Here is a 15,023-nt window from a genome sequence, read left to right as displayed (position 1 = left end):
CATAAATTAAAAAACAACCACTCTCAGATTAAATCTAATGATACCTAATACCTTCAGATTTCAACACCAGCAATTCACCTCAACTTCTAACTTAATTCCCCCGCTTATCCGTCAAGCCCCATCTGCCCTTGTGGATACGTTCATGTTGCCCATTCCCTGTACCTATGGTTACAAGGAGGAACGATTCGTTCCTCCTTGGTGCTTTAAAGCATTTATGGGGGGCTGCATTTCACCGACCCCCATTTAGCGCCGCACAAGCGACTTAGAAAGAGCCAACCTGAGCTACCAAAACGGTAGATCAGGTTAGACATTAACTCGTTCGTTTGTCAGTCAAGCTCCCATCCGCCCTTGTCGCCACGTCCATGTTGCCCATCATGCCGGGTGCAAATCCGGACGATTTTCAATGATATTTTTTGAAACAAAGTAGTGACCAACTCCATTTATCTATGTAAGATGGCTTCAAAGTTAAGCAAAAACACACCAAATATAAAGCTAGGATGGCCCATTCAATTATGTCTAGATCTACTTTTCAACATACATTTTCGATGGAAAACAAAGAGTTCATGGCTATGATGCAGTCTCAAATTTGCTTGAATGCCTCCATCATCTATCAATCTTAGATATGCAAAGAAATGTATTTTTTTGAGTTAAGTTGTCGTAAATACCAACTATTAGACACTGTTAAGTTCACTAACATGATCTAAGCTGGTACTATCGGCGAAATTTTGATCAGCATGTATTTTGGAAATTTATTAATGTCAGAACCACAAGTAGCCTTTTCAGAAAAGCTTCAAGAGATTGAAACTCTATGTGATGAACTAACATTCGCAAGAAGTTTTTTTGGCAAACGCGATGAGTTTACGATACATCGTATGACTCAGAACATTGAGCATGAGGTTGCTAAATTAATTAACTCTGCGCCATTTGTTGGATACTCTGCTGAAATGATGCTCGCAACGGCTTGTGCAGATAGAGCTAAACTAGATGAAGCATACTATAGTGCTTTAAGTTGTAATGAAAATGAGACTGTGAGCCTTAACTATGCAATGGGATTAAGGATGATGGGGCAAACTAAGGATGCAATTGCGATCCTTGAAAAATTAGCATTCTGTAATCCGCCGTCAATAAATGCAGTAAGAGAGCTAGAAAAAATATATAGATATTTAGGAATGTATGATCAATATCTTGTAAAGTTGGAGCCATATATGTCGCGACTTAATCTAACAGTTGATGAAAATCAAGCTTACGCTTCAAAAGCATTATTAGATTTTTTTGAAGAAAGAGACATTTCGATTGAACAGTATGTTGAATATAATACCTTTTTAGATTCCTTTTTCAGTAAGTACCAAATTGAGAACTTCTCAGTTCAGTCTGAGACAATCACAGATGAATACGAAGTTTGGCTATCTAATTTAGTTACATTCGGTGCTGTGCATGATCCAATGAAAGTATCAGATTTGAATGACCTTTTCATTGAAGAATTAATTGAACAGGAACACCTTGACGAAATATCTGATCTAGTCGTGACCAGATTTATCTAACCATAAGGAATTTGAGTCTATGACAGCTACGGATGAGTTGATTGAGTTTTCTAAATACCTATTCAATGAAACGACTATTGAAGATTATGCACATAAAAACCAAGCCCTAAGAACTTGTATTCATAAGAGCTATTACGCAGCCTATCATGAGTGCAAATTGCTAGGTGATAAGTTACCTCAAGCTGAAAATACTGATACAGGCTCACATGAGCGTTTAATTCAGCAATTAAAGAATGTTCCTACATCTTCTGCTGGCAACAAAAAAAATGCTCAACGCATGAGAACCATTTCACGATGGCTACTTCAAGCAAAGACATTGCGGTGCAAAGCTGACTATTTACTTGATAGTGAAATTGATGTCCGTGAAATAGAGCAACACAATATTAATGTAAAAAAAATATTACGCGACTTACCAATTATTGTTAATGACCTTACACCACAGCAAAAAACATCCAACGTCTAAGCCTTAAGCCAAATTAGATCTATTGACTTACCAGTGCCTTTCAAACCGTTGAAAGGCACTAAGAACCTAACTCCCTCGCTTATCCCCCAAGCTTCCATCGGCCCTTGTCGCCACGTCCATGTTGCCCATGGCGCTATAGCCAAATTCGGCTTTGAGTCTTTCTATCACTTGGTCACTGAGCTGTTGGTCGTAACTTGAGTTGCCTGTTGGTGTAAGGTGGATGGTTGGCGCGAAGGTCATGCTTTTGTTGTTGTTTTGTAGCTGTTGGCTTTGCTTGGCGATGGCATCTGGTGCGGGTTGGTCGGTTTTGTCTTCGGAGAACCAGCCGCCCAGTTTGCCGCCTATCCATTCCCCCAAAGAGCCACCGCCCATGCCACCTGCGATGGAGCCAACTAAACCACCAATGGCAGTGCCGATAATGGGCACGACGGAACCTATGGCGGCTCCGGCTAGGCCACCCGCCGCCGCGCCGCCCATTCCCCCTACCATGTCCCCTGCGGTCGCGCCGATGTCGGTGCCGCTGCCTTGGGATATGGCGGAGGCGAGGCTCATGCCCTGCATGGCCATGTCCAGCGGTCGGAAGAATCGCCCTGCGCTTTTTAGGCCTGTAAAGCCGCTGAGTTTGCCAAAACGGCCAGCTATTCGGCTGCCTTTTCGACCACCCGCGCGTTGGCGGGTGGTGTTGGCGTCGGCAATGTGTTCTTCATGGTATCTGAGGGTGGCGAGTCGGCTGCTTCCTCGTGTGTTTCCGCTGTTTGCTGTTCTTGCGCCTGCCCTTCTTGCTCTGCCGCCATACCCTGCGCCTGCGCCGAGTCCGTTTAGTTTGCGGTTGAGTCGGTCTAGGGAGCGTGATGCTCGGTTGGCGCTTTGTGTGGTTTGGTCGGTGCTTAGGTTGAGTTTGGTGCGCCCAAGGTTGAGTCGGTCACGGCCGTTGCCAAGGGTGAGTTTGGCGAGTTTGAAGGCGATGGCGCCGGCTTTTACGGCGGCGATGGCAGCGGCCACGCCCAGCAAGCTGCTGGTGAGCTTGGGGTTGGCTTCGGCAAAGTTGGCGATGCCGTCTACGGCGGTCATGAGTGGCGGTAAGACGGCGTCGAGTACGGGTAAGAGTCGGTCGCCTAACACTATGGTCATGCGGTCAAATTTGGCACCGAGCATGGCGAGTTTGTGGCCACGAGTGGCAGCACGGTTGGCGTATTCGTCGTTGACGCTGTTGGCTCGGTCGGCTTGGTTGGCGACTTTGGCAAAGGCGGCGACGAGGCCGTTTTTGTCGTCATCGAGTGTGGTTACGAGTTTGGCGACCGCGCCTTTTACTTCTTCCCCAAAGAGTTGGGAAATGACGGCACCTCGGTCGGTGGCGTTGACGTCTTGTAGGCCACGCATGACTTCCACCAGCGTGCCTTGGGCGTCTTGTTGCATCATGTCCGCGAGCTCTTCCGCATCAAAGCCGATGCGCCCCATGGCGTCTTGTTGGGCGGCGGTGGCGGCGTAGCCTGTGGTGAGGCGGCCGGTGATGTTTTTGAGGGCGGTGGCGGCGACTTCTTGGGTGGCACCACCGGCGATGAGGCTGGCGGAGAGCGCGGCGGTTTGGTTGTAGTTAAGCCCTGCACCCATGGCGGTGGAGCCTTGGCGCACCATGACGGCGGCAATGTCTTTTGCCTTGGCGTTCATGTTGTTGCTGAGGTAGTTGGTGCTGTCGGCTAGGTCTAGGGCGTTCTTTTGGGTGAGGCCCATGGCGGCGCGCCATGTGGCGAGTGTGCTGCCGGCTTCTTCGGCGGATACGTCCCACGCGACGCTCATTTTGGTGGCGGATTCGGCAAATTGTAAGAGTTGGTCTTTTTCGATGCCGGATTGGCCTGCGGCGGTGACGATGTCGGCGATGCCTTGTTGTTCTACGCCTAGCCGCCCTGCCAGTTTCATCATTTGGGTGCGGTATTGGGCTTCTTCTTTTTGGTCGGTGAAGTTGACGACTTTTTTGACGTCGGCAAAGGTGCTTTCGTATTCGACGGCACGTTTGCTTGCCATGATGAGCGGCGCGGTTTTGACGGCAAGGCCAACGGCTTGGCCGACGAGTTCGCCTTTTTGGGCGTTTCTGTCTGCTATGCGCCCTTTTAGGGTTTGGATTTTTTGCAGTTTTGCTTTTTGGCGGTCTAGTGCCTGGCTGGCTTGGTCGGTTTGGCGCGCGAGTTTGAGCTCTTGTGCGCCGAGTGAATTCATTTTCAAGCCAGCGGCGCTCATGTCTTTGCGTAATCCGCCTAGTTCTTTGGCTTGTTTGCCGTAGGCGTTGGTGAGCTGGGTGCTTTTAATTTGGGCGTTTTTGAGCTGGGCTTGTTCTTGTTTGTAGGTTTTTTCGGCGGCTTTTTTGGCTTGGGTGAGTTGTTGTACCTTGGCGGTGGCGGCTTTGACTTGTTGGGAATGCGCGCCATAGGCTGCTGCGGCTTTTTTGACGTTGTTTTGGGCGTTCGCCAGCGCGGTGGCCTGTTGCTTGGCGGCTATGGCTTTGGCTTTGGTGAGTTGTTGTACCTTGGCAGTGGCCGCTTTGGCTTGTTTGGACTCGGCACCGTAGGCTTTGGCGGTGTTTAAGGCTTGTTTTTGGGCGTTGGCGAGTTCGGCCGAGTATTGCTTGGTGGCGGCGCTTTGGGCTTGGGTGAGTTGTTTTACGTGTTGTTTGGCTTGGGCGAGCTGTTCGGCGTGTGCGCCTTGGGTTTTGGCCAGTTTTAGGACGCTGCGCTCGGCTTGGTCTAGAGCTGTGGTGTGTTGTGCCAGTGCGGCTTTGGCGTTGGTTTGGTTTTGTTTGAGTTGGTTGGTTTGTTGGGCGGCTTGTTTCATGGCCGCGCGGGTTTGGTCTAGGCCTGCGGTGAGTTTTTTGAAGCGGGTGATTAGGTTTTGTTGGTCGCTTAGGCCTTTTAGGTGTTTGTCGGTTTGGGTGATTTGGTGTTCTAGCTTCCCTGCTGTTTGGATGATGTTTTTCGCGGGTTTGGTGAATTTGTCGACGGCGGAAAGTGCGATGGAGATTTTGGAGTCAGCCACGGTTTACCTCTTTTGTATTCCTAGTTTGGCGGCGGCTAGGTGGTAGCGGCGCATGGCTTCGTCGATGCGCCAGTTTAAGATTTCAGACGGTGGTACGTGGTAAACCAGCGGGATGATGTCGGTCAGGGTTTCTATGTCTTTGGGTGAAAGTAAGCCGCCGGTTGTTGCAAAAAATCAATGAGTCGCTCTTGCAGTTGGTTCCAGTCTGACAGGCTGAGCCGTTCTAGTTCGCTTTGGCTGAAGCCTGTGCAGCTTGAGCTGATGAAGATGGTGCGCTCCCATTCGTTGGCGTGGGTGTCCATTAGGTCGGTGGTGGCGACGGTGGGCGGTTTGAGGGTGTATTGGGTTTTCTGTTGGCCACTGTCGCTTTGGATGGGGATGAGTAAGGTTGGCGCGGCGCTGTCGAATTCGCCTTCTATAAGTTGGCTGGCGGTGGCATTCATCAGCTCTAGCACTTGGTTTTGGATGCTGGTGTAGTCTGGGGTGACGAGGCTTTTGATTTCTGTTTCGCTTAGGCCGGTGCTGGCGCTGATGCAGGCACGCAGGAGCTGGGTGTCGTTGTTTTTGTGCTGTTCTGACAGTGTTCGGTGCTGCCCCATGGTGAGGGGTTGGTAATGTACGTGGGCGATGGGTTCGCCTTTGTCGCTTTTGGTTGGCCAGACGAGTGTGTGTTTTTGTGGTTGGAACATGGGGGTTCTCTTTGGTGTGTTGTTTGGGAGTGCCACCTAGTGGCCTAGGTGGCGCTTTGGGTTGGGATGAAGTGGTTTGCTGGCGAGTGTTTACGGCAAGCCGACGTTGCGACGGTGGGCGGCCAGTAGGTCACCGTTGCCAAGGTTGAGGATTTGGGCGTTACGGTCGATTTCGTAAAGGGTTTTGCCCGCTTCGGTTTTTTTGTAGGCGCTGACTGTCATTTCAATTTCGTGGTCTGGCAGTTCGCCCATTTTGCTGGCGGCTTCGGTGACGCCGGTGATTTCCCCTGTGATGCTGTATTTGATGGCGAAGTGGTTGCCGTCTTCGTCTTGGTGGGATTCGTTGACGTTGACCTGGCACATTTCGCCATCGGCCAGCCCAAAGGCTGACAGCAGGGCTTGGTTGGCGCCTTTGATTTTGTATTTGGCAGTCATTTTTTCGAGGCCAACCATGATTTCACCGGGGATGAAGGAGCCACCTCGGGTTTCTTGCATGGTTTTTTTGACTTCGGGCGGGGTGAATTCGTCCAGTTCTTTGATGAGCGGTTCACCGTTGATGATGGCCATGCGGCTGATGCGGGTGCGTTGTCCTGCCATGTTAGAGAACTCCTTCTAGGAATGATTCGACGATGCCTACGTCTTCGATTAGGTGGTACACCATGTGTTCGTTTGGCGCGTAGCCGTGGTATTTGATGGCGATGTGCCATTCGCCGTTGGTGTAGTTTTCGACGTTGTTGAGGGTTGGGTGCAGGTAGACTTGTGCGCCCATGATGGTTTCGTCGGCTTGTAGGGATTTGAGCCAGAAGTTGAGTTTTTCAATTTCTTGGTTCATGAAGGATTCGCTGAGGTTACGAGCCATGGCGCGCTGGGCGGTTTTGGCCAGTTTGCGAATGATGGTGTATTCCAAGCCCACTTGTGATACGAAGCGCCCCATGACGCAGCGGTTGCCTATGAGTGAGAAGCCACCGAGTGAGGTGCGGGCAAAGTAGGATAAGCCAAAGCGGTTCATTAGGTCGCCATTGGTGGCTTTGTCCATGATGTTGTAGTCGATGGTGCGCGCGGTGCCGTCGATTAAAACACCCATGCCACCTTTGGCTGGGCTTTCCCATGGGTTGACCCGTGCAAAGCATGTGAGGGCGATGGCGGCGGCTGAGAAGTAGACGTTGCCTTTCGCCGCTTGGCTGTAGACCGACACAAACGGATCGACTAGGTAGTAAGCGTCGTAGCCTGTGCCTTCGCCACCCAATGATTTTGAGTATTCTACGGCTTGGTTGTCGTTGGTGTTGGGGCCGTCTCCCACTGGGATGGCAAAGAGGCGTTTGCCCATGGCGGCGAGTGCATCGGCTACGGGTTTGGTGTTGAACCCCGGTGCGGCGATGTGGGTGGGGACTTCCATGCAGTCGGCTAGGGCTTGGATGCCGGTTCGCTGGCCTGTTGTTGGATCAATGCTGCCGAGGATGTTGTTGGTGGTGTCGGCGACATCGTTGCCCTCTTCTACGATGATGACGTAGATGGGTACGGAAACGATGCGGAGCAGCTCGTAACAGGTGCGCCATAGGGTGCCGCGTTCGTCTCCCACTGTGTCGAGTTTGGCCGCGGCGGCCATGTTGGCAACTCGAATGGGGGTGTTTTTGGCGTAGCTTTCGTGGGCGTCAGGGGCGGTGCCCACTACGCCGATGACTACGCCACCTAATGGCCCCATTGGCGGCGGCGCTGAGTGGGTTTCTACGCTGATGCCGTTGTGTACGAAGGATGCGATTTCTGGCATTAGGCCTCTCCTTTGGTTTTGGTGGCGCTTTTGTTGGCATCGGTCGCTGTGGCGATTTTGCCGCTAAGCATGAGGAAGTCGGCTTCGCTTGGTAGCAGCTCGACGCGGTCGCCCACTTGGTGCCAATGCTTGGTATTTGGGCATTGGTATGGGGCTTTTACTTGGTATTTCTGCCGCGTGGTGGCGGGCTTTTTGGTGGTCATGGCTTTCTCCAGACGTAAAAAAACCGCTTTCGCGGCTGGGGTTATTTATTCAGGTTTTGTTGGCCAGACCACATCGTCTGGGTTGTCGTAAATGTTTGGAATATCGCGTAAGGCTTGGCGATAATCTGCCCACTCTTTTTTCTTTTCGTCGGACAGTGGAGAATCCGGCATTTGGGTGTAGTCTGACTCAACCAACAGCTGAAAGCGCCGTGTTTTAATATTTCGCCATTTTACAATGGGATGCATTTCTCTTTCTAAATCAATCATAACAACCCCTAACTTTGATACATAGAAAACCACTGAGACGGATGATCAACAACCCCTGTACACACTCCCGCAAGAGCAACCTCAACCACACCCTCATCTGTACCTCGGTACGGATGGGATACAGTATACGCACCGAACTCCCCCGTCGGTTCAACAACAAACGAACACCAGCGCCACTTTCCAATAGTAGAACCATTACACCAGCGACCCCAAGAAGAACCACTGACGACACGAACAAATGCTCCCATCGTCACATAGCTATTATTAGACACTGACAGAGAACCTACAGATCCCACATCCGATGAATACGGATAAGCCAGCCACGACGTATTTTTAGTAGACCAAGAGAACCGCCAAACATTAAATGGAACTCTATAATATTCGCTCGATCTAATATCAAAATCAGGATAAACCTCCCTTATATCCCGCTCTATCTCATCTAGCATATCTACAACAGCTTGTGTCCGCCCAGCCGCCTGCGAGCTCTGCACAACAGAAAAAATTAACTCACCGTCAACATCCGCTGCAACCCCCCAGTCGTCCGGCAGACCATCGTCATTTCCATCCATCATTTGCATATTCTTAGTCACTAACAGCCGCGGCAATCGTAAATTTAACGCGTCCAAACTATCATCAACTCGACGCTCTAATTCGAGTGATTTTGCATCAATCTCTCCAACCTTACCACTCACCGTATCCGTCATTTTGTTGACCGATTCGATTAAAGCGGCTGTATCTTGTGTACTCATAATACTCTCCTACACACCATTAATTTTGTTTGTGCCACTGTCGAAAGCGGCGGTTAATTGTTCAATCACATTCGTGAGCTCTTGGTTTGTGGCGTTTAAGTCCGTTTGCTTCGCGTAATAAGCTGGTGCTTTGCCATCAAGTAGCTTTGAGTCTTCTGACTTGGCACCTTTAAGCAGATAGCGCGCATCCGCCGTGACTTTGTCATACACATCTGCGCTATTTGCTTTTTTTGCCAGTTCTGTGAGTATCGTCCCAATGCTGTCTTTATTGCCTTTAAGCGCTTCTGCTAATTCGTAGATGGTGTCTAGCTCTGGTGGTGACATACCAATCAGATTATTAAAAAGCTGATTCACTTCATCTTTGCTATAGGTCACCGCTTTGTCAGCTTTGTTTGCTAATTCGGCAATGCTCAAGGTGATTTCAACATCACCCGAACCATCAAAGGACACTTGGCCAGTGCCATCACCAACCAAGCTAAACAGTCTTGCAACTTTCAACGCGTGAGCATGATCAGCCGTTGCCGCTAAGCGATTTGTCACGGTTAAGTAATCAATGGTACCGCCCGATTTATCCAGCTTATTTCGGAGCTTCCCATCAATGGTTCCTAAGAGCGTACTGAGTTTGCTTAGCATCAATTCGATAGGGCTTTGTGGTTCTGCCATCCGCTACTCCTGCGCTTCAATTGCGCCTATAAAATGGTTTAGGGTTAGGCTCATACTGCTGACCATGTTTAGATGACTTTGGCTGGCTTCGAGGGCTTTTTCCTTTGCTTCACTAGCAAGCGTTTTGGCTTCTTGTGCCATTGCCAATACATTTTCAGCAATGCTACCTACTGGCCCCTGAGCACCTAAAGAAATCACGTTTATTTTTGGGCTAGATTCTTGGTGGACGGTAACTCGGTTACTACCCATTTGAAGATGGACGAGGTGCTTTACGCTGTGTTTGATAACCACTCGATTGATATTGTTGTTCATCTCACCACTCCAAAAATTAACTTAACCCACCCCCTCACCAAGCTATATACATCATCACTAGGGAAGATCACTCTGACTTCCCAGCGGGCTTCTTTCCATGCCGTAACATCTTGATTCGCGGTTTTGCTTGGTGCTATATGAAACTGCATTTTTCCAGATAGAGGGTCGGTTACGGTTACTTCCCCAGCTTGCGTTGAGCAGCTTAGTAAAAGCGAATCATCCACCGCATTACGTATTTGTAGAACGACCTGGCATCCTGTTATATCGACAGGCTCAAGCTCAGCATCTGCGTTTTGCGTCTCCCAAGTCAGTTCAAAATCAAAGGTGGTACCAGCAACAATTGATAGAGTTTGATCTGTCATTAAACACCTCTACCGGAGTCGCTTTTCCAAATCCAACAAACGAAACTCTTGCAAGATTTGTCGGTGCATCGTCTGTACTTGAGCCGTTGCCATTTTAGTAAACTCATCTTCAATGAGTATGTTTAAGTTTTCTGTTCCCACGACTACGGTGACGGTTTCGCTGGGTAAGGCACTCAAGTCCAACGTGATAGGCTGGATACAGTGACCATCTTTGGCTTTGTAGTTGAGCGTTGTATCGGGTGCTGAAATCACGCCCAATAAGGTGCCTGTTTCTAACCAAAAGCCCAGTTCTTTGATTGGATATTCTTGCGGCCCACTGAACTTGGCGACAGCTTGTAGTTGGCTGGCTCCGGTGTCTTTGTATTCTCCAAATTCAACACGCTGAATTTCATTTACTAAAGTGGTTTGATCTGGATTTGGCGTATAGGCTCGGTCACCCGCTGAAACCCATTTCAAGCGCGCTTCTATTCCCTTTCCTTTTGCGCTAATACATTCATTTAACCCCTTATGGGTTATCACTAAACTAAGTTGGTCACTCATTTGATTTACCTTAAATAATGGCTTTGGCATGCACTGGTGAAATGGTGAAGCTGTGATGGCTTGCTGATGCGGTTATACCTAGCTGGCCATAACTTTTGATCACGGGAATGAAGGCTTGAAGGTTAAGCGGCTGAATGGTTACCGCTGGCGGAATGGCGGCAGCAATGGATAACGACACACTCGCTTTCGGCATTGGCCAAAGGTTGGCGCCTGCCTGGGCCTCTTTTACATTGATTGATGGCGCTCGCGCTCCCACCAACCCTAAGCTTGTTTCCACCCCAAACATCAAGGACAGTTCAATGTTGTCACGCTCTGATTTGGTGTTTTCTATGTAGGCCATAAGCTTTTTAGCATTGGTCACATTTACGGGCTTGTTACCCTTTTCCCACGCAACAATGTCTAAGCTATACGGCTCTGTTTTTGGTACTTGTTGATACCAAGATTTTATTTCGCTTAAGAATTCAAACGATTCTAAAGCCAGCGCCAGCCCCGCTTTGGTGCCGCTCAACTGCCGAACTTTCCAAGCATTCCCTGCTAAATTCCGTTTAACTTGCTCTGTATCTTCCGTATCCCAAATCGGCACTTGTTTTTCAGCAGCTAGGTTAGAAACTACTTCTTTTTGAGTTTTATACGCATATAGCAGTTCAGGATATGGATGATTAATCGAATACAGGGCTTCACTCAAAACAAGCTCTAGGGCACGTTCTAGTGAACTACGATTATCCGGTAGGACACTATAGGTTTTCAGTGTTGACGGTAAATTTGACTGACTCAAGGTAAGGTGCCTCGTTGTATTGGCAACGCAACGGCTGATTAGGTTGCACTATGTCGCCTCGATGAGCGCCAGTGGTTTTAAGCAACACGCTGTAAAGCATAGAAAGTTCGATATTGCCGCCAAGTCGATGCTGTTGCTCTGCATACTCTTTTATGGCTTTTTCTGCTGCGGCTTTTACAACATCTGCATCAGGGCCCGTGCGGATGTAAAGTACGGCTTCGCATGACCAGTTCACGATGGCTGGTGCCTTGACGGTGAGTAAATCGGTTTCTTGCGCGATGTCATCTCGTTCAAGATAAGCCTGAGTGGCTTGCAATAGCTCGTTACTTGGTGTGCCATTGCCTGAGTGAGATAGGATGTAGCAATCCACTTCACCTGGAGCCACTTGGCGAGCTTGGGCGTCTTTGGTTTGCCCTGCCATGTCGTGCTCTTCAAACTCGTAGGTGACAATGACTTTTTTCGTTTCATTGCTTTCAACGGTCATTTTTGGGCGGCCGCCTAGCGTCATGGCATTGAAGCGATAACCCGACCGCGTCCCCGTCGTGGCTAAGGCATACACCGCTAGGTAATACCGAGTTAAAAGTGCATCGTTGCTTTCCATGGTGGCTGGTACTTTAGGAAAGGCATTTGGGTCGCCCTCATCAATAATCTGTCGTTCAATTCCAAGCTGGCTTACGATCAGATCGACCATGTCGTCATCTGTAGCGTACATGCCAAACATTTGCAGAGCCTGCGCATTCATTTGTCGAAAATGGCTTTGCAATATCACGGTGAAAGCTTCTGTAAGCTTGGTCATAAGCTCCGCTTGATTCGCAAAGGTTTCCGCTACGGCTTCCACGTCGTCTGGGGCATGTTCTTGCAGGTAACCCAACACATTGTTTTTAATGGTCTGAAATAAGTTATCGAAACTGGGGGTTTTGATGATCTCAGGTTTAGGCAGTGGATTTTGATGGGGAAACATCCAGTGGTACCTCAAATTCTATTTTCTTTCCCTTCCATTGCCCTTCAAAATACAGAGCAAGGCCATTGGTTAAACGCCTGGCAACACAGCGTGAAGGCACAAAATCCGTTAAGCCATTTTCGGGTTCATAGAAGGCTTCAATGGCGGCCGATTGAAGACGAATTAAGGTGCTGTCTGTCATATTCGCGCCTAAGTATTGCCTAACATCGCTGCCAAAGTTGGCGCGTTTCACTCGCCCTGCTTTGGGTGTGGTCATCACCTGTGTGATGCGACTAACGAGCTGTTCAAAGTCTTGTATTGTCCTTCCAGTTTTACGATCAATGCCTATCATGCGCTCACCTTCTGTTGTTATTAAGTGACTTTGTAGGTACCTGCCGATGAACCACTTGCCACGGCAACCTCGGCGTTTTGTGTAATGTGATTCACAATGCCTTCCGCAAAGGCTAACCACCATTCATGCCCTGCGGCTTTGTTCGCGAGTGGATCAAAGCCTTTGGCTTGCATGGCAGCCTCAATGTCTAATGCCAGTTTCTCTGGATTTAATGCCATCTAGGTTGTCTCCTATCACTTAGCTGCGGTGACGGTGGATGAACAGTCTGCATGGGGTAAGCCTGTGATCATGCATTTGTGTGCACCCGTAACGACACCAGTACCACCGTTTAATTTGATGTTTGCCGCGTCTACTGTGGTATCACCAGAAGATTTCAGTGCGGTTTTGCCCTTTACGTCGACGGTTGCATTTTGCTCCACGGCGACCACGGCTGAGCCACCTACATTGATGCTTAGGTCTCCAACCGATTTGATGGTCATTTGATGCTTTTGAGTGTGATATGACACCAAAGACCCGTCTGGATAACAGCGGATAATTTCATTGGCATCCTGACTTGAGGCTGGAAAGGTGTCGCTGAATAAACCTATCAATGCGACGGTTTGTGTGCCGTTGTTTCCAGCTCCGTAATTCAGTAATACCGCTTGCTCTCCTAGTGATGGACAACGGTAATCTGTGGTCGCGCCTGCTGCAGAAGAAAACCACCGAATGAAGGGGCTTTTCAATGCGCCGTGCTGAACTCGAATTAACGTATTGGATTCATGTATTTCGCTGACAAAGCCCAAACGAATTGCGCTTTGAAGGCGTCTTCTTAGGTCTTCAGTTTCTTCACTGAGTTCTTCAATGCGATCTAGGTATGGGGACAACATATCTCGCACCATGGCTTCAACAAGCTGTCGCATTAAATACTCCGGTACTCGTCTTGGTCGTTTTCATCGATTGGGTTGGTTGCTAATCGAATGCCGCTTTTGATCGTTTCGGGCTGCCAAGTGGACGCGCCGAGGTAGAGTTTTTGCTCCCAATTCACTACCCATGAATCAAAGCCACCTTGAGTTTCTTTGCGAAAGTTGCCGGGGTAGGCTTCGATGTTGAACGGTTTTTCAACTACAGAACCGGTTAACCAGATGCCCTTTTCATAAACAAATTGGGAAACGGCGACGGCAAACTCTTGGAGCTCTATTTGTAGGTTTGGCACTTCTCGCCCCAGTACACAATGGATGGCAAGTTGCGCCACAACAGGATAACGGCCATCGCCCACATCTGGGGCTTTGGGTAATTCTTCTATATTCAGCAAGCACGCCGGAGCGAGCGTTTCGAGATTGTCATTTGGGTCATAGCTGTCTATGGTGACTCTATGGAAGCGCGCTTTCAGGGCATCGATGATGGCTTGGTGTACATCGCTTAAGTTGATATGGGTTGCCACTCACTGCCCCTCTATGTTCATTGCAAAATGTATTTCTTGCTTGAGTATCTGCTTGAATCGCGCCTCGGCTCTGGCGTGATAGCGTTCAATGATGGGTTGCGCAATCTTATCAATTTCCATAGTGACGGCTTCAATGGGCAACTCTGTCCATTGTCCGTCTTGTCGTTTGGTGCGCTGGCCACCAGCGGCATATTTTCTTTTGAAGATGCCGGTATGGCCGGACTTCATCGTCGCGATAAAGGCCCCTACAAAATGATGCTTACCCACTCTGACACCAACATCGGTTTGTCTGGCTTTACCAAGTGAATAAACGGAAATGGGGGCTAAGCCAAACCAAACACTCACCGTTCGCTCTCCATTTTTTAGATAAAAGGTTTTGTAGTAGCGCGCCGCCAAAACTCGCTGTGGTACGGCTAACGCCACACCCAGCTCTCGTTTGGTGTGGGTTTCTAGCCAACGAGCCGTTTTCTTTAGCGTGCGGGTGACGGCCTTCTGCAACTGACGAACGGATAGCTCGAGCTGCTCTTCTAATTCAGCGATTTCGCTTCCTAAATGAATTTCTAAAATCATGTCAGCGCCAGCTGTGGTCTTTTTGTTGGGTCACTTTAAGGGGTAATACCGTTTCAAATTCCCCTTTGTTGAAAGGTAGTATCAGATAATCCACACCATCTATCTGCAGCGTGTCACCGTCTTCACACACACATTGGTTTGGTCTAACGCAGAACGTGGCAATCACGGTATCTAGGTAGATTTGACCCGCTTGCTTTGCCTTTGAGTGAGTGTGTATTTCTTTTTCGATAAAAGAGAACGTCCCTGTCAGTGTGCCGGTTTGCCCGGCTTTAGAGAGCCATGTCGCCTGTATGCCAAACAACTCATCAATGTCACTTTTTAAGGCGTCTAAGTCAGCATGGTGCCTGAGATTCATAAACGCCTCATGTGATTTTGATTAAGT

General features: G+C 49.1%; 21 protein-coding genes. 2 read left to right on the top strand and 19 right to left on the bottom strand.

What is annotated here, in order from left to right:
* Positions 1 to 755: 755 nt before the first annotated feature.
* On the top strand, positions 756 to 1,541 hold the full coding sequence (locus tag DFP76_RS10540; protein WP_113874608.1) for a hypothetical protein: 786 nt from the start codon (positions 756 to 758) through the stop codon (positions 1,539 to 1,541).
* A 19-nt stretch (positions 1,542 to 1,560) separates the two neighbouring features.
* Positions 1,561 to 2,004, top strand: coding sequence for a hypothetical protein (locus tag DFP76_RS10535; RefSeq protein ID WP_113874607.1), 444 nt, complete (start codon positions 1,561 to 1,563; stop codon positions 2,002 to 2,004).
* Positions 2,005 to 2,070: 66 nt separating this feature from the next.
* Here DFP76_RS10535 and DFP76_RS10530 read toward each other — a convergent pair whose 3' ends face one another.
* The 19 genes from DFP76_RS10530 to DFP76_RS10440 form a co-directional block, all read right to left on the bottom strand.
* Positions 2,071 to 5,031 carry a phage tail tape measure protein gene (locus DFP76_RS10530; protein WP_113874606.1) on the bottom strand — a complete coding sequence of 987 codons (2,961 nt, stop codon included), beginning with the start codon at positions 5,029 to 5,031 and terminating at the stop codon, positions 2,071 to 2,073.
* Positions 5,032 to 5,162: 131 nt separating this feature from the next.
* A complete protein-coding gene (locus DFP76_RS10525) occupies positions 5,163 to 5,720 on the bottom strand; it encodes a phage tail assembly protein (RefSeq protein ID WP_113874605.1) in 558 nt (185 codons plus the stop codon).
* A 90-nt stretch (positions 5,721 to 5,810) separates the two neighbouring features.
* Positions 5,811 to 6,317 carry a phage major tail tube protein gene (locus DFP76_RS10520; RefSeq protein WP_113874604.1) on the bottom strand — a complete coding sequence of 169 codons (507 nt, stop codon included), beginning with the start codon at positions 6,315 to 6,317 and terminating at the stop codon, positions 5,811 to 5,813.
* Between the two features lies 1 nt (position 6,318).
* Positions 6,319 to 7,488 (bottom strand): phage tail sheath protein, encoded by a 1,170-nt coding sequence (locus DFP76_RS10515; RefSeq protein ID WP_113874603.1) that lies wholly within the window; start codon positions 7,486 to 7,488, stop codon positions 6,319 to 6,321.
* Complete coding sequence (locus DFP76_RS10510; protein ID WP_113874602.1) at positions 7,488 to 7,691, bottom strand: hypothetical protein; 204 nt, start codon at positions 7,689 to 7,691, stop codon at positions 7,488 to 7,490. Before DFP76_RS10510 ends, DFP76_RS10515 begins: the two co-directional genes overlap by 1 nt.
* A 45-nt stretch (positions 7,692 to 7,736) precedes the next feature.
* Positions 7,737 to 7,958: a tail fiber assembly protein gene (locus DFP76_RS10505; protein WP_113874601.1), complete on the bottom strand. Its 222-nt coding sequence runs from the start codon at positions 7,956 to 7,958 to the stop codon at positions 7,737 to 7,739.
* 8 nt (positions 7,959 to 7,966) lie between these two features.
* Entirely contained in the window at positions 7,967 to 8,707 is a 741-nt protein-coding gene (locus DFP76_RS10500; RefSeq protein ID WP_113874600.1) for a hypothetical protein, read from the bottom strand.
* A 9-nt stretch (positions 8,708 to 8,716) separates the two neighbouring features.
* Positions 8,717 to 9,370 carry a hypothetical protein gene (locus tag DFP76_RS10495; protein WP_113874599.1) on the bottom strand — a complete coding sequence of 218 codons (654 nt, stop codon included), beginning with the start codon at positions 9,368 to 9,370 and terminating at the stop codon, positions 8,717 to 8,719.
* A gap of 3 nt (positions 9,371 to 9,373) precedes the next feature.
* The gene (locus tag DFP76_RS10490) at positions 9,374 to 9,682 is read right to left on the bottom strand and encodes a hypothetical protein (RefSeq protein WP_113874598.1); all 309 of its coding nucleotides are present in this window, start codon (positions 9,680 to 9,682) and stop codon (positions 9,374 to 9,376) included.
* Entirely contained in the window at positions 9,679 to 10,044 is a 366-nt protein-coding gene (locus tag DFP76_RS10485) for a hypothetical protein (RefSeq protein WP_113874597.1), read from the bottom strand. The genes DFP76_RS10490 and DFP76_RS10485 overlap by 4 nt, the downstream gene beginning before the upstream one ends.
* A gap of 9 nt (positions 10,045 to 10,053) precedes the next feature.
* On the bottom strand, positions 10,054 to 10,584 hold the full coding sequence (locus DFP76_RS10480; protein WP_113874596.1) for a phage tail protein: 531 nt from the start codon (positions 10,582 to 10,584) through the stop codon (positions 10,054 to 10,056).
* A gap of 10 nt (positions 10,585 to 10,594) precedes the next feature.
* Positions 10,595 to 11,359, bottom strand: coding sequence for a phage tail protein I (locus DFP76_RS10475; protein WP_181799836.1), 765 nt, complete (start codon positions 11,357 to 11,359; stop codon positions 10,595 to 10,597).
* A complete protein-coding gene (locus DFP76_RS10470) occupies positions 11,319 to 12,320 on the bottom strand; it encodes a baseplate J/gp47 family protein (RefSeq protein ID WP_113874594.1) in 1,002 nt (333 codons plus the stop codon). The genes DFP76_RS10475 and DFP76_RS10470 overlap by 41 nt, the downstream gene beginning before the upstream one ends.
* A complete protein-coding gene (locus DFP76_RS10465) occupies positions 12,292 to 12,651 on the bottom strand; it encodes a phage baseplate protein (RefSeq protein WP_113874593.1) in 360 nt (119 codons plus the stop codon). Before DFP76_RS10465 ends, DFP76_RS10470 begins: the two co-directional genes overlap by 29 nt.
* Positions 12,652 to 12,671: 20 nt before the next feature.
* Positions 12,672 to 12,869 (bottom strand): hypothetical protein, encoded by a 198-nt coding sequence (locus tag DFP76_RS10460; RefSeq protein ID WP_113874592.1) that lies wholly within the window; start codon positions 12,867 to 12,869, stop codon positions 12,672 to 12,674.
* A gap of 15 nt (positions 12,870 to 12,884) precedes the next feature.
* Complete coding sequence (locus DFP76_RS10455; RefSeq protein ID WP_113874591.1) at positions 12,885 to 13,550, bottom strand: phage baseplate assembly protein V; 666 nt, start codon at positions 13,548 to 13,550, stop codon at positions 12,885 to 12,887.
* On the bottom strand, positions 13,550 to 14,071 hold the full coding sequence (locus DFP76_RS10450; protein ID WP_113874590.1) for a hypothetical protein: 522 nt from the start codon (positions 14,069 to 14,071) through the stop codon (positions 13,550 to 13,552). Before DFP76_RS10450 ends, DFP76_RS10455 begins: the two co-directional genes overlap by 1 nt.
* Complete coding sequence (locus DFP76_RS10445) at positions 14,072 to 14,641, bottom strand: hypothetical protein (protein WP_113874589.1); 570 nt, start codon at positions 14,639 to 14,641, stop codon at positions 14,072 to 14,074.
* A 1-nt stretch (position 14,642) separates the two neighbouring features.
* A complete protein-coding gene (locus DFP76_RS10440) occupies positions 14,643 to 14,996 on the bottom strand; it encodes a hypothetical protein (RefSeq protein WP_113874588.1) in 354 nt (117 codons plus the stop codon).
* Positions 14,997 to 15,023: the final 27 nt, after the last annotated feature.

The organism is Marinomonas aquiplantarum (genome assembly GCF_003314975.1).
Lineage (GTDB): Bacteria > Pseudomonadota > Gammaproteobacteria > Pseudomonadales > Marinomonadaceae > Marinomonas > Marinomonas aquiplantarum.
This window is presented reverse-complemented; position numbering and strand designations above follow the sequence as displayed.